Below are 21235 nucleotides of genomic sequence, written 5' to 3' on the forward strand. Positions count from 1 at the left end.
CTGTCTGGCTGCGACAAAGTCTATTTGAACATAGACTTTACTTTATATTCATTGCAGACAGTGCATTTTGCATTTCATATTGTACTTGTTCATTATCTTCTTTTTCCAGCGCTTTAGAGAGTGCTTCTTTTGCTGCATCTGTTCCTATTTTCCCTAATGACCAGGCAGCAGTGCCACGGATAACCGGCCTGGGATCATTCTTCATCAAAGCAATCAAATCATTTTCAGCAGATGCTTCTTTATAGTGACCCAATGCTAAAATAACATTACGCTGAATCGGCTTTTTTCCTCTCCAGGATCCTGACATATGCCCAAACTTCTCTTTAAACTCCCGATTCGACAAATGCAGCATTGGTTTAAGCTTAGGTTTAACCAATTCTGGATCCGGCTCCAGTTCTTTATGAAAATGAGAATCCTTATCCCGGTTCCAGGGACAAACCTGCTGACATGTATCACAACCGTATAATCGATTTCCTATTTTGGTCCGGAATTCCTCCGGCAGAAAATCTTTTGTCTGTGTTAAGAAAGCTATACAGCGCTGGGCATTCAGCTGTCCGCCCTGTACAATAGCACCTGTAGGGCAGGCATCTAAGCAAATGGTGCAATCTCCACAGCCATCCTCTATCTTTTCATCAGGAATAAATGGAATATTGGTCAGCATTTCTCCCAGATAAACAAAGGAACCATGCTCCTTTGTAATAATCGACGTATTTTTGCCGCTAAAGCCCACACCTGCCCGTTCAGCAACGGCCCGGTCACTTAATTCTCCTGTATCTACCATAGACTTGATGATAGCATCAGGTACTCTTGCTTTAATATATTCCCCCAGCTTATCCAACCGCTTCCGTAAAGCTATGTGATAGTCAATTCCCCAGGAAGCGCGTGCGAAAATACCTCGTCTGTCTCCTTTTGTTCCTCGCGGTGTTTTCTCCAAACGCGATGGATAGGCGACGGCAATGGAAATAATAGACTGTGCTTCCGGGAGCAGCCTTTTGGGCTCTGTTCTTTCTTCAATGCTTCCCTTTTCAAAGCCGGATTGATATTTTAACTCCTGCTGACGTTTTAGACGCTCCTTCATTTCTGTGAAAATATCCGCTGTTGTAAAGCCGATTTTGTCTATTCCAATAGTTTTTGCATATGCTTGAATATCTTTTTTCAGTTCGTCCACTCTCACCTTACCGCCCCCCTTCTATCTACTTTTAATTTCTGTCAATCCACTTTAAATATTGAGGTTATGAAAACTTATTCCGTTAAAAACACTCCTGAGCGCATTCTGTTTAATACCGCTGCAATTTCATTTTTTCTTGGTCTTGCTAAATCTCCCGGATGTTTTCCGTTACTTTTAGTCAGCTTTTCCAAGCCTTGATCCATTTTATCATCTATATGCTCTATTAATGCTTCAAACGAAGAAAAATTCTTTCCTGCATTCCTGTAAAGATATTGAATGATTTCTGCAATCATTCTTGTTTGCGAAGAGTCTGTCAGCTGCTCTGTATAAGCAAAGGTGATTGGTTCTTTTCCAAATAAAATTTGAAATTGCCCCTTTGCCTGGATTTTAAATCTTTTATCTGTCTGTTTGGAAAATGTAGAGGCTGATAACTGCCGATTCTTCAAACTTGTAAAATCTGCGGGTTCCACATTACTATGTGCAATAGGTTCTTCCTTTATGATTTGCTTTGCTCTTAGTGTTACATTCTTTGGCTTATATTCCTCCATAAGAATAACTGTATCCGCTACGGAAAAATAATCTCCAGATCCGCCCGTTACTAAAATCACCGATTTGCCTGCTTCATCCACCAGCTGCCTAATTCGATGTATGAAAGGTGTTATCGGTTCATTTTTTTGGTCAATCAGCTTTTGCATGCGACTGTCACGAATCATAAAATTTGTTGCACTTGTATCTTCATCAATAAGCAATGTTTCCGCTCCTACTTCCAGTGCCTCCATTACATTGGCAGCCTGTGACGTACTACCGCTGGCATTACTTGTTGAAAAAGAAGTTGTGCCTTTTCCATGGGGCAGGTTAGAAATAAAAGGAGAGATATTTACAGACGATATTTCCCTTCCATCCTCTGCTCTAATTTTAACTGCACTCGGGTCAGTACAGATAAATTCACGTCCGTCCCCTTCGCAATGAGGGTAAACACCACGTTCGATTGCCTGGAGCAGTGTACTTTTCCCATGATAACCTCCTCCGGTGATTAATGTGACTCCCTTTTTAACTGCCATTCCTTTTACTATTTTATCATGAGGAAGCTCTAATTCCACCTCATCTTCTTCAGGACTTTTAAAGGCTACCGCACCTTTAGCCGGCAAATCACTTACACCGCTTTTTCTTGGTAAAATAGAGCCATTGGCAATAAAACTCACCCAATTATTTACTTTCATTGCTTTCCATATCGCTTCTTGCTGATCCGCCAGCTGAACAGTTTTCTCAATATCTTTATCTAAGATTTGGAAGACTGAATCCTCCAATAAACCAGGAATAGCCTGATTGAATAATTTCACTGCTTCTTTTCCGTTAATGGAACGCCCATTAGCAGGTAATCCTGCCGATAAACAAACAGTAATTTCCTTTTTGGTAACACTTACAGCTGTCCGTTCTAATATTTCCTGACCAGGGCCGTCAAAAGCAACTATGCCGCTTTTACCCGAACCTTTAATGAAAATCTTATTTTGATTCACTGCTTTACCAACCACTCTTGCAAAAGCATCCTCCACAGCAATCCGGCGGGCTTTCGTTTCCAGCCATTCAGCTGCCACGTGACGCTCTTTCTCAGGAATTACCACTCTTATTCTCGAAGGGCTTGCAAATGGATCACCTTGTACATAGTCAATATGGAGCGTGTAACGAGGATACGTATAGCTTCCTGCAATTTGCTTATACGACTTGTAACTTTTCCGGTCAATTTGTAATAAACTGTTTTTAAGACGATTCATAATAGCTTCTCCTATCTGTTATGATTTTTACTATACCCTCTTTTATAGACAGGTTACTATTGTTTTAAAGAAGTTAAACAAATATTTTATTAGGAAAAACCTGCATTCGTTCAATCTAATATATTCTAGTACAAAATAAAAACGCAACACTTCGTAGACTAAGTACGAAACACTGCGTTATCACATATGTATGGAGCGGGTGAAGGGAATCGAACCCTCATCATCAGCTTGGAAGGCTGAGGTTTTACCACTAAACTACACCCGCATGATTTTCAATTGTTTTTCAATGACAAAATTTATTATAGCAACGTATTCGCTAAAAATCAACAATAAATTTATTTTTTTCATAAAAAGTTAATCAAAAGTAATATTTAGAAATAATGGACTTCAAGAATAATATAAAATTCCAGCGCATACACTTCTAAAATGCTGAAGTTTATCTTGTTATCTATTTACAATCATCTGGTCGCGTAATAAACTATTGTTATGCTTCACGGAGAGGAGAATTTTAAAATGTCAGTATATTCAACTATTCTTACCCAATCAGAGTTTGTTGATAAGGATAGTCTAAGCTACCCATTTGAAGAAAGAGGATTACAGTTTGGCGACGGAATTTATGAGGTGATTCGTATTTATAAAGGTGAATACTATCTCCTGACAGAACATGTCGATCGTCTGTATCGTTCTGCCGAGGCCATAAAAATTAAAATCCCATATAATAAAGAAAAGATGACGGAACTATTACATCAATTAATGGAAAAAAATAATATGAAAAATGATGGAAAGGTATATATGCAAATCACACGTGGTTCAGCTCCGCGAGATCATATCTTCCCACACGAAGTCACACCTAATATCTATGCATATCTTCAGGACTTACCAAGAAATGAAAAGATATTGGAAAACGGTGTGAAGACAATTTCCCAGCGTGATGTCCGATGGGAAAACTGTTACATCAAAAGTTTAAATCTGCTGCCGAATGTTTTGGCAAAACAGACAGCAAAAGAAAATAACTGCTATGAAGCTATTCTCCATCGTGATGGTGTTGTAACGGAATGCAGTTCTTCCAATATCTACTTAGTAAAAGATGGGAAAGTATATACACACCCGGCTACCAATAATATCTTACATGGTTGTGTACGAATGGCAGTAGAACGCTTCTTAAAAGCAGAGAACATTCCGCTGATTGAAGAAGCCTTTCATATTGAAGATATTCAACATGCTGATGAAATGTTTTTATCCAGCAGTACATCCGAAGTATTGCCTGTAATCCAACTTGATAATGTTGTCGTTGGTAATGGTGAACCTGGCAAAATTACTCGTATACTTCAAAGAGCATATGAACAGGATGCTAAAATTACTGATAAATTAATTACAAACTTGTAATTAGAAACAGCCGTCTTTTTTTCAAGATGGCTGTTTTTGTATTAATAAATGCTCTATGGCAAATCACAAGTATACAGCTAAATATTATTGATTCGCAACCCGAAATAGTTTAAACTGAAATACAGATAGAATGAAATACATTTTTTAAATTCAGGAGGGGTATTATGACTGCATCGACAAAGAAAAGAGCTATTACCGCAACAGATTTTCAGAATATTAAGGTTCTTAGCGAGCCGCAATTTATTTCAGAAGACAGGTATAGTTATGTCACCACATTTGTTAATGAAGATAAAGAATATGAATCACAGGTTTATGTACATAATCTTATCGATGATTCACATAAACAGTGGACTTCAGGAAGTCATCGAAATCATACGTTTTGCGTTTCTCCAAACAAGGAAAAAGCCTTCTTCCTTTCCAATCGCAGCGGTGCTTCACAAATTTGGCTGACAGATATGGGTGGCGGGGAAGCAAAACAAGTTACTACATTTCCAAATGGTGCTTTCTCACCTGTCTGGTCAGAGGATGGAAAATCTATTTTATTCTGCTCCTACCTTGAAAAAGATGATGATATTTCTGCTTTAAAAGAATTAAATAAAGAAGAAAAAAAGGCAAAGCAAAAAGAAGCGCAGACAAAGCCGCTGGTTGTGGACCGCCTAAGATATAAATCAGATGCACGAGGATTCCATGATAATTCCAAAGTTCAAATTATTCAATATGATCTAACATCAGGTACTTTTCATCAGCTGACGGATAAAGAGGCTGATCACCACTTGGTGGATGTTGCTCCTGATAACAAAACGCTTATCTTTGCTGCTAATTTGGAGGAAGATGCTGATTCTTCACTGGTTTCTGATCTGTATTTACTTGAATTGCAATCGAAAGAAATAATCAAATTAACAGACAGTAAAGGAAGCTATCACGGGGCATCCTTCTCGACAGACAGTAAAAAAATTGTTGCTTACGGTCACGGATTTGAATATGCTGGTGCTACATTGACAAAGCTGTTCATATACGACGTAGAGAGTAAGGAAAGAATGCTCCTGTCCAGAGATTGGAGCATCCAGCCCGGAGATACAATGGTCGGAGATACACGTCTTGGCAGCTCGGAAGCTGGTCCTGTCTGGTCTGAGGACAACGAATCTATTTACTTTGTCGGGTCAGATAATGGAACCGTTTCTTTATATGAAACAGATTTAGAGGGTAATTTAAAAATACGCTACAGTGATAATAATCATCTATTCGGCTTTTCTTATAACCCGGATACTAAAAGCTTTATATTAGGAATCAGCCTTCCGACAGATCCTTGTAATTTTTACAAACTGTCAGCAGACGGTACATTAGAGCAGCTGACAGATGTAAATAAAACATTTATCAGTGAGATAGCTTTAAGCAGTCCGGAGGAGATTACTTTTACTTCAAGTGACGGTTTAGAAATACAGGGCTGGCTGCTTCGTCCATACGGTTTCCAGGAAGGTAAAAAATATCCTTTTGTATTGGAGATTCACGGCGGTCCGCATGCCATGTATGGACAAACCTTCTTCCATGAGCTGCAGCTTCTGGCAGCTAAAGGATATGTTGTACTTTATACAAATCCCCGCGGCAGCCATGGTTATGGACAGGAGTTTGTCAATGGTGTGCGTGAGAACTATGGTAAAGGGGATTACCACGATCTGATGGAGGCTGTTGATTATTGTCTGGAACAGTATTCCTTTATTGATGAAAATCGCTTAGGTGTGACAGGAGGCAGCTATGGCGGGTTTATGACAAACTGGATTGTCGGTCATACAAACCGCTTTAAAGCAGCTGTTACACAAAGGTCCATTTCCAATTGGTTAAGCTTTTATGGTGTAAGTGATATCGGCTTCTTCTTTACAAAATGGGAGCATGGTGTGAACTTAATGGAGGATCCGACAGAGCTTTGGGATATATCTCCGTTGAAATATGCAGAAAACGTGGAGACACCACTGCTTATTCTGCATGGTGAAAAAGACTACCGCTGTCCAATTGAGCAGGGCGAACAATTATTTATTACCTTAAAACATTTAAATAAGGAAGTGGAATTTATCCGGTTCCCGAATGCTAACCATGAATTGAGTCGAAGCGGCAATCCTACACTTCGGGTAGCCCGGTTAGATAATATATGCCGCTGGTTTGAAAAGTATCTCTAATAATGAACTCGAAAAAATAGAGGCGACAGCTCCTGTCAGCCTCTATTTTTATGGTTTTAGATACATAATGCTTTCTTTCCGGTAATTGTTATCAAGCCTCACACTTTTATTGGTTAAATAGGATTACACCAGATAATGATGCTGATATCATTAGGAATTATCCCTGCGTGCAGGCAGTTTTTTCTGTTTATTTACAAGGTAACACTGTCAACTTTATTCATTGTTTTTAAATATTCTTGTAAAGATTGAATATCCTTCTGCTCTAGATGCTGATATTTCCATACAAGCTTTGCCGTTTCCAGACTGGTAAAGTAAGGAATATTCAATTGAATACAAAGCTCTCTAAGCTGAAAGCCGAATCGTTCTTTATCTCTTCCGATACTTGGAATATTAATCACATACCCCGGTGGATCATGCAAAAACAGCTTTTTGAGATCAGCTATTTCACGATCCGCAGTTATAGAAGGAATTTGATTGTTTTCCAGATATGTGCTTGTTCCCTGAGTAGCAATGATTTCTGTTTTTTCGGCAATTTCCTGAATAAACGGTATGCTTTCTTCCTTATGGTGATTGCTAACTGATACAAACCACTTTTTTGTGTTATTCAACTTATGCTGAGAAAGTATGACCGCTTTTCTAATTGCCTTTTCCAAAGTAACGTCCATACCGATTGCTTCCCCGGTTGATTTCATTTCCGGTCCTAAAATATGATCGACACCTTTTAATTTATTTTTAGAAAAAACAGGTGCTTTAACTGTATAATAATCCGGTTCTTTATAAGCAGAGAATTCCTTCATAAAGACTTGCAGGGACTCACCTATTTGCGCATTTACTGCTAAAGCAACCAGCGGAATTCCTGTTACCTTGCTTACTACCGGCACAGTGCGGGAAGATCTCGGGTTTACTTCAAGGACATATACTTCTTCCTGATAAATGACAAACTGGATATTCATCATTCCTACAATCGGCAGCTCTGTGGCAATTTTTTTCGAGATGTGATAAATTTGTTCCTTTTGCTGATTTGTTAATGTGATCGACGGGAATACGCTCGTACTGTCCCCCGAATGAACTCCTGCTTTTTCAATATGCTCAAAAATCCCCGGAATAATCACATTTTCCCCGTCACTCACTACATCTACTTCACATTCTAATCCTGGCAAATACGAATCCATCAATAATGGCCAGCACTGGTCATAGGTATCTACCTGCACTCTCTCTACGTTACTGATTAACTCCTCCTTGTTGTAGCAGACAAACATTGACTGGCCGCCAATAACATAAGAAGGACGGATTAAAACAGGATAACCAAGCTGATAAGCTGCTGCTTTCGCCTGTTCAGCACTATGCACAATTTCTCCGTGTATATGCGCAATATTTAATTGCTCTAAAAAAGCATAGAATTGTTCCCGGTCTTCCATTTTATCCATGTTTTCAGGAGTAGTACCTAAAACAGAAACACCTGCTTCTTTTAACTGCTCCATTAAATTGATGGCCGTCTGTCCGCCAAACTGAATAAGGACTCCTTCAATCTGCTCTATTTCCATCACATTTAACACATCTTCAAGAGTCAGCGGTTCAAAATAGAGACGGTCTGCCACTGTATAGTCTGTACTGACTGTTTCCGGGTTATTATTGATCATTACCGCTTCATAGCCGGCCTTCTGCAGAGCCTGCACAGCATGAACAGAGCAATAATCAAATTCAACTCCCTGCCCGATACGGATTGGTCCAGAGCCGATAACAAGTACTTTCTTCTTATCAGACACGGGAAGCACTTGATTAAAATCTGACCAGGTTGAATAAAAATAAGTGGAATTTTTACCCGAAGTACCTGGACATGTATCGACAAAACGGTAATTAGGGGAAAGACCGTGATTTTTATAATATTGACGTAAACCTGCAGGCTGGATATCAAATAGCTGAGCCAGGCGTACATCACTAATATTATATTGCTTTGCCTGTAATATTAATTCTTCTGTTATATTCCCCCACCCAGTTGCTGCTAAATTTTTTTCCAGCTCTATCATTGCTGCAATCTTTTCTAAGAAATAGGGCTGAATTAAAGTCAGTTCAGATACCCTTGCAATAGAAATTTGACGCTGGAAGGCCTCTGCAATTGCAAAGAGACGTAAATCATTTGGTTCTTCAAGCAGCGCCATTAATTCTTCCTCCGATTTTTCTGCAAAAACCGGCCAGTGCAATGATTGAACATTCATTTCCAGCGAACGGACTGCTTTATTTAATGCACCTTCGAAGGTTTTATCCAAAGACATAACCTCCCCCGTTGCTTTCATCTGTGTCCCCAGACTGCGATCTGCTTCTGAGAACTTGTCAAATGGAAAACGTGGAATTTTCACAACCGTATAATCTAAATCAGGTGTAAAATGAAGGTAGGTTGCTCCGCTGACTGGATCCACTAATTCATCCAGATGATAGCCGACTGCACATTTTGCTGCTACTCTTGCAATAGGATAGCCTGTTGCTTTAGATGCTAATGCTGAAGAACGGCTGACACGGGGATTTACCTCGATAATACAGTATTCATTCATTTCCGGATGCAGGGCAAATTGAATATTACAGCCGCCGACTACTTCCAATGCCCGAATAATTTTTATAGATGCGTCACGCAAGATTCTGCTTTGTTCTGGTGTTAATGTCTGAGCCGGAGCAACAACGATTGAATCACCGGTATGAACCCCGACCGGATCAACATTTTCCATATCACAAATAATTTGACAGGCATCACTTTCATCACGCATTACTTCATATTCAATCTCTTTCCAGCCTTTGATACTGCGTTCTACAAGCACCTGGTGTATAGGACTTAAATGGAGGCCTTTTGCTAATAAGTCACAGAATTCTTCCTTGTTATTCGCAAATCCCCCGCCTTCCCCGCCTAATGTATAGGCTGGACGGAGAATAACCGGGTAACCAATCTGCTCAGCGAAAGACAGACCATCCTCTATATTCGTCACAATTTGTGATTCAGAAATAGGTTCCTGGATGGCAATCATTAAATCTCTGAACTTTTCTCTGTCTTCTCCTTTTTGAATAGAAGCAATAGATGTTCCCAGTAATTCTACATTATATTTTTCCAAAATTCCTTTATCATGAAGCTCCATGGATAAATTCAATCCTGTTTGCCCACCCAAGGTTCCAATTAAACCATCCGGTTTTTCTTTTTCAATGATTTTTTCGACCACCTCTACCTCTAATGGTTCTAAGTAGACCTGGTCTGTGATAGCTTCATCTGTCATAATAGTCGCGGGATTGTTATTGATAAGAACTACTTCCAGCCCCTCTTCTTTTAAAGCAAGACAAGCCTGTGTTCCTGCATAATCAAACTCTGCTGCCTGCCCGATAACAATTGGTCCCGAACCTAAAACAAGCACTTTCTTAATCCCTGGATGTATAGGCATATATTATTCTCCCTTCTCCTCTAAATCTGCTGCAATAGCCGTTATCACTCCGATAAAAGTGAATAACTCTTCTTTCTCTGTTGTTAATGGAGGTAAAATACGCACAACATTCTCCCCTGCTGTTAAAACAAGAATTTGTTTTTCTCTTAATTTTTCGACCCAGACACCAGCTTTATTTTCAACTTCCAATCCGATTAAAAATCCTTTTCCTCTAACCGCTTTAATGAGTGAATTAGTTTCTGCCAGCTTCGTTAACGCTTCTGTTAACAGCAGGCTTTTCTCCTGTAACCCTTCTAAAAAATTAGTATCTGTAATTTGCTCCAATGTAGCCAGCCCTGCTGTTGCTGCCAAAGGATTTCCGCCAAAGGTACTGCCATGCGTTCCGGGAGAAAAACTCTCTGCCGCTTTGTTTTTTGCTAATAATGCTCCAATAGGAAAACCAGAGCCTAAGCCTTTAGCCAAAGTAATCGCATCCGGTTCTATTTCATATTGCTCGTATGCAAAAAGAGATCCCGTTCTGCCGATTCCTGTCTGGATTTCATCAACCATAAACAAAATATCCGCTTCCTTGCAATACGCATATAGAGTTTTTACCCACTGCACATCTGCCGGATGAACCCCGCCTTCTCCCTGCACAAGCTCCAATAAAACACCTGCTGTTTTATCGGCATCTATTTGCTCAATTGCCTCCTGCTGATTAAACGGTAAATAAGTAAACCCGGGCGTTAATGGCGTAAAGCCGTTATGAATTTTCGTCTGTGCAGTTGCCGCCATTGTCGAACCAGTTCTTCCATGAAAGGAATTTGAAAAGGTAACGATTTCTGTTCTTTCCGGCTTCTGATGGTCTTTTGCATACTTTTTAGCTAATTTGATAGCCGCTTCATTCGCTTCTGCGCCACTGTTACAAAAGAATGCCTGGTCGAAGCAGCTTAAAGAAGCTAATTTCTCAGCCAATGCTTCCTGCTGAGGAATCCGGTATAAATTAGAAACATGCCATAAATTCTCTAATTGCTCTGATATTTTTTCCTGCACATAATCTGGTACATGTCCCAGACTGCATGTAGCAATCCCTGATGTATAATCAAGATATTTCACACCCTGATCACCCCATACATAGCTTCCCTTACCTTTTAAAATAGTAATTGGCAGGCGCTGATAGTTTTTCATTAATGCTGATGTTGTCATTGTACTAGACATGTTCTGCAATCTCCTTTTCTCTTAAAATAGTTCCTACCTTTTCACCATCTAAATATTTTAAAATATTATCAGGCTCCAGGCCGTTTAAAATCACTGATTCTTCTACGCCCCCCTTTAAACTTGCCAGAGCAGAGCGCACTTTGGGTATCATGCCGCCATAAATTACTCCCGAAGCTATCATTGCTTCCACATCATTCTTTGTTAAATGATGATAAATAATTTCTTTCTGGTTGATTGTTTCCATTACTCCGGGGATATTGCTGATTAGAACAAGCTTGCAACCTAATGCCTCTGCTACAGCTCCGGCTGCTGTGTCACCATTAATATTTAAACGGCTTTCCCCTTCACCTGCTGCAATCGGAGAAATAACGGGGATGCCCCCCTCTTTCAGTATCATGTCAATCCAGGCTGTTTCCACTTTTGTGATTTCTCCCACTAATCCCAGCTTTCCATTATGAATAGGTTTAGCCTGCAGCAGCCTGCCGTCTACGCCGCTTAATCCGATTGCTTTTCCATTCTGTCCCTGAAATAAACCGACAATCCGTTTATTGATTGTTCCGCTCATAACCATCTGTGCTACTTCCAATACTTCTTCTGTAGTAACACGAAGCCCGTCAACAAAAGTACTTTCAATATTCATTTGTTTTAGCGCCTGATTGATTTCCGGCCCGCCGCCGTGAACAATCACAGGATCACAAATCCCTTTTTCCTTCAAATCAATCAGCAGCTGATAAAAGGATTTCGGCAGCTCTTGTAATATACTTCCGCCTATTTTAAATACTGCTTTTGTCATTAAAACACCTCATGTCCGATAGGATGCATTGATTTTTACGTAATCATAGGTTAAATCACAGCCCCACGCTGTAGCTTTTTCCGAACCATCCTTTAAGCCAATAAAAAGCTGAACCGTATCCTTAACCAGCTCTTCCACACAGTTTGGTTCATGGAAGGACAATAATTGACCATCCTCAATAATACGTTCAGAGCCGATGGCAATGGATAGACTGTTCTTATTAAAAGGCACACCGCTTGCCCCAAGCGCACTGACAATTCTTCCCCAATTGGCGTCCTCTCCGTAAATTGCTGTTTTAACAAGACTTGATGCAATCACAGCCTTAGCCATCTGCGCAGCCTGCTCCTCTGTCTCAGTGCCTTCAACTGTGACCTCCACAAGCTTCGTTGCCCCTTCTCCATCCTTGGCAATCATTTTGGCAAGCTCCCGGCTGACAAATTGCCATGCCTCCATAAATCTGTTCCATTCTGGATGCTTCTGATGAAGTGTTTCGTTATTCTGCATTCCATTAGCTAATATCAGCACCATATCGTTTGTACTGCAGTCACCATCCACGGTAATACGATTAAACGTCTGATTAGTAGATTGCTTTAATCCGTGCTGGAGGCTCTCTGCTTCCACCTTGGCGTCAGTCGTAATAAAGGAAAGCATTGTCGCCATATTCGGGTGAATCATGCCGGAGCCTTTGGCAGCACCTGCAATCGTTATCGGCTTTCCATCTATTTCAACCTCTACCGCTATATGCTTGGTTTTCGTATCCGTTGTTAAAATAGCATGCTCAAAAGCATCTGCATCTTTATTTTCATCAATTCGTGCTATTGCTTCTTTTATCAAATTCATCGGCAGCATCTCACCAATAACACCTGTTGAAGCTACAGCTACCAGAGAGGGATCAACACCTGTTTTTTTTGCAGCCAGCTGCTGCATTTGAACAGCATCCTGATAGCCCTGCTCACCTGTATAGGAATTGGCATTCGCTGAATTCACAATAATTGTCTGCAGCTGATCAGATTGCTTTAATGCTTCCTGTGTAATCTGAAGCGGAGCAGCTTGAAAAGTATTCTGTGTATAAACACCTGCAGCAGTTGCTGGAACTTTCGAATTAATCCACCCAAAATCAAGCTTTGATCTGCGCAATCCGGCATGAACACCTCCTGCTGTAAACCCCTTGGGCTGATCGATATGTGCATTTTCTATAATCTTAAATGGCTTTAATAAAGTCTGTTCCATTTATTCTCCTCCTATCGAGTGCGTGTTCAAAAAGTCCGATAAATAGAACCAATAAGTTCAAGGCGACGAGCTTTTTACGAACGGACTTTCACAGCATGTGATGACTTCTGTGTTATCCACAGGAAGCGGACTGTCTTAACAGAAGTTCCTCTATGCTTTTAAATGCGTGAGTAACGCTCTTGGTGGGACGAGTAATCGCAGTCCCAGTCCCATCGGAAAAAGCTCGTCAACGCACTTCTCACGTGTTGCGGTGGCTTCTACGTTGCCCACACGACGCGGGCGTTCTTAGTAGAAGATCCTCTTATCGCCGTGTCATCTTTATTGAACTTTTTGAATATCCTCCTATTTACGGAAATACCGGTATAAATTCCAGTCCCATAGTCTCTTCCCATCCGTTCATAATATTGGCATTTTGGATTGCCTGGCCGGCAGCTCCCTTTACCAAATTATCAATCGCTGATACAACCACAAGGTTATTTGTCCTCTCATCCACATATGCCCCAATATCACAGAAGTTGCTGCCCGCTACCCCTTTCGTTGTCGGGAATATTCCCTCCGGTAAAATCCGGACAAAGGATTTTTCCTGATAATATTCCTCAAGATAATTTAAAATAGAAGCCGTTGTTTCCCGCTGTTTTATATCCGCATATATCGTACACATCAGGCCTCTTGTCATTGGAACTAAATGCGTTGTAAAAGATACTTTTAAGTCCTTTCCAGCAAACTTTGAAGCATAACGTTCAATTTCCGGAATATGCTGATGCTGCCCAATTTTATATGGAATAACATTTTCATTTGTTGTAGAGAAATGTGTTTTTTCACTCAGCCCTTTTCCCGCTCCGGATATTCCTGTTTTTGCATCAATGCGAATCCCTTTCGTCTGAATCTTATCCCCATCGATAAGAGGGATTAACGCTGACAAAGCAGCAGTTGGGAAACAGCCTGGATTAGAAATAATAGAAGCTGTTTTTATATCCTCTGTAAAAATATCACTAAGACCAAACACCGCTTTTTCCAAGACCTCCGCCGAGGCAGGCTCTTTTCCGTACCATTCACTGTATTCCTCCCCTGTCAGCCGGAAATCCCCTGATAAATCAATACATTGAACGGAAGTGTCCTGGAAAGAAGGGATAATATTCTTAGCGACACCCGCTGGAGTTGCTAAGAATAAAATATCAATCTCTTTTTTCAGTTCCTCTAAATCTAGTGATTCCATCTTTTTAGTAATAATTACCGATAAATGAGGATAAGTAGATGATAAATCCTCCCCTGCTTGTGATTGCGAGATAATTTTAGTAAGCTGGATTTCTTTATGCGATTGGAGGAGTCTTATAAGCTCAATTGCCCCGTAACCAGTTCCTCCAATAATTGCTGCTTTTTTCAATAACCTTCTCTCCCTTATCTGAAAAATTAATTATTAATCATTATAAATTTTTATGTATGTTTATGCAAGAGAATTTATAAATATTAATAAATTTTCTTTAAATAACAAGTTAACACGTATTAAAAATGTATAAAAAAAAAAAAAAAGACATCGACCAGCTGATCAATGTCTTTTTTTATTTCATTCTAATATAATGCCTGCCTATTTAACCGGAATCCAAATTTCTGAATAATAGTTCTCTTCAGAAGCATCACCATCTGAATACACTTCTAATTCTGGTGTACCTGCATGCTCATAATTACTGGACGGAAACCATTCTGAAAATATTTGCTTCCACACTTTTTGAATAGCATTAGGCATTGCTCCATGAACTTCAAATATCGCCCACTTAGATGCCGGAATCTCCGTGGCTTCAAACCTTTCTGGTGTTTCATTCTGATAAGCTGTTCCAATCCAATAGTCAATGGATTTATCATTTTTATCATCACATACACCTATAACACCTTGTACTGGTCCATTATTCAGACTGCTTAATAATTCATCTGTACCATCTGTATGCGCCAGCTGCCACATCTCAGAAATTCCAGTCAGATTTTGCTCGTTAATTAATGAAAATTCTTTTCTTACTCCAATCACCTTAAATGCCTCATGGTCAACAATCTTGTAGTTCATAGGATTCTCCCCTTTTAAATTCACCTGAATAACCAGGCGGTTATATGATGTGAAGTTTCCTGAATACTTCCGCGCCTCTCTTGGTGTAATTCCATGCTGTTTACGAAATGCTTTCGAGAAAGCTTCCGGGGTTTCATACCCATATTTGTGGGCAATATCTATAATCCTTTCATCTGATTTTCTTAACTCATTGGCTGCTAAGGTCAGGCGACGCCGTCGAATATACTCTGCAATTGTGATTCCTGTCATTATATTAAATGTTCTTTGAAAATGAAACACGGAAAAATTCGCCTGCTTTGCAATTTCTTCAATGGATAGCTCCTCCAACATTTTTTCTTCCATATAATTCAAAGCTGTTTGTATTGATTTCACCCACATCAAGTGATTCACCCCTTAATGACATCTTAGCAAGACTTCCCGATGAAATCCTGTTCTTCCGTGCTCACCTTTGACAGATTTATAGGTAACCATCTGCCGCGTCTTTGCTAGTCTTCCTTTACAAAACGCTCTAAAAATTCATCCAAAGTTTTCTTATATAGTGTTTCGTCCTTCACAAAGGATTCTCCATGGCTTGCACCATCCACAAGTAAAAGTTCTTTCTCAGTTTTTGTGTTTTCATAAAGCTCCTCTGTCATTTCTGTCGGCACAAAGACATCCTTTTTTCCATGAATAAATAAAATCGGGACTTTTGCCTTTTCGACCTGATCCAGTGCAGAGGCTTCCTTCAAATCATAGCCGGCCCGAATCTGTGTTACCAGACTGGTAGACGGAATAAACGGGAACGCTGGCAGATGGAACATCCGGTCAAGATGATAAGCGAATAGATCATTGGCATCTGTATAAGATGCATCTGCTACAATTGCTTTCACATTAGCAGGAAGCTCTTCTCCACTCGCCATTAAAACAGTGGATCCCCCCATAGAAACGCCGTGAAGTACAATTTCCGCGTCATCACCAACCCTTTCAATAACCTGATCAATCCAGTTGATTAAGTCCAGACGGTCATGCCAGCCAAAACCAATATAATCTCCTTCACTTTCTCCATGCCCGCGCATGTCTGCAGTAAAAACATTATATCCCAGGTCCTCATAATAATGCTGACCAAATAAAGACATATCCTTTCCGCGCCCTAAGTAGCCATGAGCGAAAATAACTACTTTCTTCGTCGGCTGTTTTGCCTCCAGGTAGTATCCCTGCAAGTCAAGTCCGTCAAAGGAAGTCTGATGCCATGTTTCAAATGGCTGTTCATCCGACCAGTCACGCCAATCTCCCTCCAGTAATATATCCAAAGTCTCTGCCTCAACCTCTAAATCAGTATTTCCGTTCAAAAAATCCTTTACATTACGCTCAACGGCGAGATTATAAAAGAAAACGGCAGCTGCAAAATTTATAATAAGGAGTATGACAACTATCCCTGAAATAATCCAAATCCATTTTTTCTTTTTCTTCACACCATGACCCTCTTTTCTATCTGTCTATCTTTCTATTTCATTATACAAGAAATTCACTTATGTATATAATCCAAGTTATGGGAGATATTATGACATTTTTATAGAATAGATAGGCATTTCTTAAGTCATTCATCTCTTAAATTCTCCTGATTTTTCATACCCTTAGATACATAAAAACGTAGAAGAACCTGTATGAATACAAATTCTTCTACGTTTTATCGACTTACTTAATTAAATATGACGTTTTTCCATTAAATGAATGCCGATTCCGGTAAATAAAACAGCCATCAATGTCAATATACTGATCGGCTGCAGAAGCTCCGTAAAAGAGTATCCATATACTGCCGCTCCTTGGATAATATCCAATCCATATTTAATTGGATTCAGCTTGGCTAAAAACAGTAAAACAGGATTACTGACAATTTCCAGCGGCCAAAATGCCCCGCCAATCATCGCTAAACTTACTGTAATAATGCTGATTGCTGCATTAAATTGCTCCACATTTTTAACAAGCGCTGTAATTAAAATTGACATAGCAACAATTGCTAAAGCATATGGAATTAACATCAGTAAGATTTCAATCATCTGATCATTGAAGGTAATCCCTCGCCAGAAATAGAAGACACTGAAAATAATTAAAATTTGCAGATATCCCTCGATAAAGCTGTATAGCAGATTAGCAATATACATTTCTGATTTTTTTACCGGCGATAAAATTATTCGGTCCCAGACACCCATCCGCTTCTCTGTCAAAATTTTCACTACTCCATATGCAATGGTATAAATTGCGAAAAATAATGCAAAGCCGCCGATACGATGAACATTATCATCGTATTTCCACGACTCTTCCCCTGAAAAGCTGTTTACAGCCAAATCGAATGTTCCATCAGATAATGTTTCTTTGTAGGCTGAAACAGCTTGATCTGCCTCCATCCCCGCTGCATCAGCTGTATCTCCGATTAACGTTTCCTGAATATCTGTTGTATATACCTCCTGAACCGTTTGTTGAATCAGACCAGCATTCGGTGATTCTACACCTACTAAAATATCAAACCGATTTTTAGATAAAATGACACCCGTATCTGCTTCGCCTTCCCTGAGCTCTTCTTCTAACGTTTCTTTATCTACTGGATAAAATTGAAAAGCCTCCTGTTGTTCAAGAAAACTCTGATAGCCGTCAGCTCCTTCTTCTACATATACCGGTACCGGAAGACCTCCTCCCCCGCCACCAACGTTCATAGATGAAATCACCCAGGCAAATACAATAGACATTCCTGTAAAAAGGAGGAAAGTAAATGGATTACGAATAAATTCACGTACCCGCGCTAAGAGTATCCCTTTCATCGTGTTGACCCCCTTTTTGGAAAGCTCATTGCAGCCACAATAATCGTTACAACACCAAAGCTGATCATATAGATAAGATAATTGGCAACATCCTCCAAGCCGCTCCCACGGAGTATTTGGATATAAGCACTCAATCCAGATCCGTTCGGCGTCAAATTACCTAAGCGCGCTATGGTTTCCGATAATTCTCCAATTGGGAAAAAGCTTCCTCCGATAAATGCTAAGATAGAGGTTACTACTCCTGAAAAAAATCCGATGATCGCATCTGATTTAAAACGGTAGCTGATAGCCGTCAATAAAACAGTAATTCCCCCTACAGCAATAGCATAAGAGATGGTAGTAATCAAAAATGTCAGAATGTCATTGAAACTAACCTGGAATACAAAATACGAAAAACAAAAGAGAAATAATAATTGAATAAAGGCAATAATCGTACCCGAAATTAAAATACTAAGGAAATACAGCCACCTTGACATATCGCCGACAATAATACGATCAAATACCTGATCCTGTCTTTCTCTGGTTGCAAAGAATCCAATTGTGGAAGCAACATATAATCCGGTAAAGACAGCCATTGCTATGGTATAATAATCGCGCGAAGAAATCGGCTCCATTTGATCAATTTGTGTTTGCTCCCCGACACTTGCTGCCGCCTGCATTTCTTCCATGTCTACATCAAGACCATTCTGCTGAAGGAAGGTCTGTGTTGTCAGATTCTCATCAAATTGTTCTAAAATTTGCGATAAGACAGATGAATAAATGCCATCCTCCTGATTGACATGCAACGTTATTTCAGGTCTTTCACCGCCTTGTTCAGAGATACTCTGCAACATATCATAGGTGAAGTTTTCCGGAACCTCGATTAGACCTGAATAGGAATCATCTGCAAGCACATCTGCTTTTTCATCTTTATGAATAACATTTAATTCGATCATTTCCTGCAAATCTTCCCCTTGAAAAATATCCTCTCTAAGCATCGTAATCATTTGCATATCTTCACTGTTACCAAAAGTCTCTGCCGGTACACCAAGCGCATCCATTTCATTAATAAATCGCTCTATCTGTTTCGATTCATCCTCATGCTCCAGCCAGGCTACTTTTAATTCAAGTTTTGGACTGCCACTTTCCATAAAGCCAGCCAATGCAATACTTAAAATAAGAATGAGTATAATCGGTAATCCCAAAAGTAAAAAAATTTGGACTGGATTACGCCATAGCAGGAGCAATTGTTTTTTAATTAATTGAAATAACATAGAAACCCCTCCTTTAATCGCGTAATGCTCTTCCAGTTAAGTGCAGGAACACATCTTCTAATGTCGGGGACTTTACATGCAGTGAGCGTAAAGCAATCCCGTATTCTTCCGTCATGGAAATAATTTCGGAAAACAGATTGACTTCCTTTGGTGTAATTAATGTAATCTCATCTTCCTCAACATGAACCTTCGTAATGGATTCATGTCCCTTTAACTGTGCAATAAACATACTGTTCCAACGATCAGCCTGAATGGAAATTGTATTTTCTGAGGAAAGAATCTGCTTAATTTCCTCTTTGGTACCAGAAGCAATTAAATTCCCCTGGTCCATAATGTAAATACGATCACACAGATAATCGACTTCTTCCATGTAATGACTTGTATAGACGACCGTCATTTGGTGCTCCTTGTTCAAACGCTTTACCGTCTCTAAAATATAGCTTCTTGATTGCGGATCAATTCCCACAGTCGGTTCATCCATAATCAGGATTTGGGGATTATGAAGCATCGCAACTCCAATGTTCAAGCGTCTTTTCATTCCACCTGAAAAAGAATCCACAAGTGCTTTTCTTTTCTCTGTTAAACCAATCAGCTCTAAAATTTCATTGACACGCTGTTTTAATTTTGATCCTTTCAATCGATAGATTCTTCCAAAGAAAAGCAGATTTTCCTCCGCTGACAGCTGCGGGTATAGCGCAATTTCCTGGGGAACAACCCCGATGGCTTTCCGTAACGGAGCAGGCTTTTGGATAACAGACTCTTTTAAAAAACGCACGTCTCCCTGTGTTGGTTCAATTAACGTAGAAAGTATAGAGATCGCCGTTGACTTTCCAGCTCCATTCGGCCCGAGCAACCCAACAATCTCCCCTTGTTCGATAAACATATTTAATGACTTTACTGCTTCTATTTTTTTAAAACGCTTTGAAATATCAACTAATTCCAGCACGATATTCCCTCCTCACGAGAATCTACTTATATTTTATAGTCTTTTGAAACAAAGAAACACTACCTCTCGTCACTAATCACTCTGAAAAAAAGTGACTCCAGTCATTTTTTTGAGATAATAGAATAGAAAAACAGCAGAGCTGAAAAATCAGTTCTGCTGTTTTAAAGTTTATAATGCTTTTTCATTCTTAAATTGCCGCTGTGACCAAACCAAAGTAATAACAGATACCAGTGCAATACTGAATAGAAAAATTAAAATCCCCATTTGCTGCTCATAAACCGGGTCGAACGGTAAAAAGCCTATATAAAATTCATCGGGCATCTGCAGGTCAACTGGAATACAGACTTTTAATGATTCCAGAAATACAGCAGGATCATTGTAAGTTTGATAAATACCTGTACTTGCTAATAATCCATAAAAACAATATGGCAGAAAAGCAGAAATTTGTATCGCCATTGCATACCATCTGACACGATTATCCAGCCAATAATAGAAAAATGCAGACCAGAAATTTAAAGCTGCTATAAATAAACCCAGCATAAAGAAATGATTCCAATATAACTCCATACGGGCAATGTCAAACATAAATGGCATATGATAGCTGTAAAAAAAGACAGTCAGTATTATAATAGCTGCTGCCGGTTTTCTGAGATAATCAAGCATTCTCTGCATCCAGCTTATTTTTTGGCTGATCCACGATTTCGGTCTCCAGCCAATAACCAGCAGCGGTGCTGCCACAAACAGCAAGCCGACAATTTGATACATATGCGCCTGCAGTGTCAGTCTGCCAATAATATTCAGCGGACTTCCTGCAGCTAAAAATAGAACAGTCATACCCAATAGGAAAGAGATTGTATGTATCGCCTTGACTTTCCCCTTGGAAGGAATCATAAAAAAGTAACAAATAATAATAAATGCACAAAATAAGAAGATTCCGCCGTTCCACAGTGTAGAAAAATGAAATTCATCTAAAAATATTTCAATCATAAATCCTTCACCAAACTTCAATTAAGATTACTTCAACCTTGAACTACTCGTTATTAAAATCT

15 protein-coding genes and 1 tRNA gene are annotated in these 21235 nt (G+C 39.6%); 2 read left to right on the top strand and 14 right to left on the bottom strand.

The annotated features are described in order from the left end of the window. Positions 1 to 37: 37 nt before the first annotated feature. The 3 genes from queG to OSO01_RS02295 all read right to left on the bottom strand — a co-directional run bounded on the left by queG (position 38) and on the right by OSO01_RS02295 (position 3205). The gene (gene queG / locus OSO01_RS02285) at positions 38 to 1174 is read right to left on the bottom strand and encodes a tRNA epoxyqueuosine(34) reductase QueG (protein ID WP_147208227.1); all 1137 of its coding nucleotides are present in this window, start codon (positions 1172 to 1174) and stop codon (positions 38 to 40) included. Positions 1175 to 1242: 68 nt separating this feature from the next. Continuing rightward, entirely contained in the window at positions 1243 to 2940 is a 1698-nt protein-coding gene (locus tag OSO01_RS02290) for an ABC-ATPase domain-containing protein (RefSeq protein ID WP_147208229.1), read from the bottom strand. A gap of 191 nt (positions 2941 to 3131) precedes the next feature. Then, a tRNA-Gly gene (locus OSO01_RS02295) sits at positions 3132 to 3205 on the bottom strand. Between the two features lie 248 nt (positions 3206 to 3453). Here OSO01_RS02295 and dat point away from each other — a divergent pair. Together dat and OSO01_RS02305 are read left to right on the top strand one after the other, a co-directional pair. Next, positions 3454 to 4326 (top strand): D-amino-acid transaminase, encoded by an 873-nt coding sequence (gene dat / locus OSO01_RS02300; protein WP_147208231.1) that lies wholly within the window; start codon positions 3454 to 3456, stop codon positions 4324 to 4326. A 164-nt stretch (positions 4327 to 4490) separates the two neighbouring features. Continuing rightward, positions 4491 to 6497 (top strand): S9 family peptidase, encoded by a 2007-nt coding sequence (locus OSO01_RS02305; RefSeq protein ID WP_147208233.1) that lies wholly within the window; start codon positions 4491 to 4493, stop codon positions 6495 to 6497. A gap of 191 nt (positions 6498 to 6688) precedes the next feature. On the opposite strand, the gene carB is transcribed toward OSO01_RS02305, so the two are convergent. The 11 genes from carB to OSO01_RS02360 all read right to left on the bottom strand — a co-directional run bounded on the left by carB (position 6689) and on the right by OSO01_RS02360 (position 21173). Beyond that, positions 6689 to 9916, bottom strand: a complete 3228-nt coding sequence (gene carB, locus OSO01_RS02310) for a carbamoyl-phosphate synthase (glutamine-hydrolyzing) large subunit (RefSeq protein ID WP_147208235.1) — start codon at positions 9914 to 9916, stop codon at positions 6689 to 6691. Positions 9917 to 9919: 3 nt separating this feature from the next. Further along, positions 9920 to 11113, bottom strand: a complete 1194-nt coding sequence (locus tag OSO01_RS02315) for an aspartate aminotransferase family protein (protein ID WP_147208237.1) — start codon at positions 11111 to 11113, stop codon at positions 9920 to 9922. Beyond that, positions 11106 to 11906: an acetylglutamate kinase gene (argB, locus tag OSO01_RS02320; protein WP_147208239.1), complete on the bottom strand. Its 801-nt coding sequence runs from the start codon at positions 11904 to 11906 to the stop codon at positions 11106 to 11108. Before argB ends, OSO01_RS02315 begins: the two co-directional genes overlap by 8 nt. A 9-nt stretch (positions 11907 to 11915) precedes the next feature. Continuing rightward, positions 11916 to 13136: a bifunctional ornithine acetyltransferase/N-acetylglutamate synthase gene (gene argJ / locus OSO01_RS02325; RefSeq protein ID WP_147208241.1), complete on the bottom strand. Its 1221-nt coding sequence runs from the start codon at positions 13134 to 13136 to the stop codon at positions 11916 to 11918. A gap of 346 nt (positions 13137 to 13482) precedes the next feature. Next, complete coding sequence (argC, locus tag OSO01_RS02330) at positions 13483 to 14520, bottom strand: N-acetyl-gamma-glutamyl-phosphate reductase (protein ID WP_147208243.1); 1038 nt, start codon at positions 14518 to 14520, stop codon at positions 13483 to 13485. Between the two features lie 201 nt (positions 14521 to 14721). Beyond that, positions 14722 to 15573: an AraC family transcriptional regulator gene (locus OSO01_RS02335; RefSeq protein ID WP_147208245.1), complete on the bottom strand. Its 852-nt coding sequence runs from the start codon at positions 15571 to 15573 to the stop codon at positions 14722 to 14724. A gap of 104 nt (positions 15574 to 15677) precedes the next feature. Further along, on the bottom strand, positions 15678 to 16643 hold the full coding sequence (locus tag OSO01_RS02340) for an alpha/beta hydrolase (protein ID WP_147208247.1): 966 nt from the start codon (positions 16641 to 16643) through the stop codon (positions 15678 to 15680). A gap of 231 nt (positions 16644 to 16874) precedes the next feature. After that, entirely contained in the window at positions 16875 to 17987 is a 1113-nt protein-coding gene (locus tag OSO01_RS02345; RefSeq protein WP_147208249.1) for an ABC transporter permease, read from the bottom strand. Then, positions 17984 to 19240, bottom strand: coding sequence for an ABC transporter permease (locus tag OSO01_RS02350; protein WP_147208251.1), 1257 nt, complete (start codon positions 19238 to 19240; stop codon positions 17984 to 17986). The genes OSO01_RS02345 and OSO01_RS02350 overlap by 4 nt, the downstream gene beginning before the upstream one ends. A 13-nt stretch (positions 19241 to 19253) precedes the next feature. Beyond that, entirely contained in the window at positions 19254 to 20186 is a 933-nt protein-coding gene (locus OSO01_RS02355) for an ABC transporter ATP-binding protein (RefSeq protein ID WP_147208253.1), read from the bottom strand. A 168-nt stretch (positions 20187 to 20354) separates the two neighbouring features. Beyond that, a complete protein-coding gene (locus OSO01_RS02360) occupies positions 20355 to 21173 on the bottom strand; it encodes a cytochrome c oxidase assembly protein (RefSeq protein ID WP_147208255.1) in 819 nt (272 codons plus the stop codon). Between the last annotated feature and the right edge of the window lie 62 nt (positions 21174 to 21235).

Source organism: Oceanobacillus sojae (assembly GCF_007991515.1).
Classification (GTDB): domain Bacteria; phylum Bacillota; class Bacilli; order Bacillales; family Amphibacillaceae; genus Oceanobacillus; species Oceanobacillus sojae.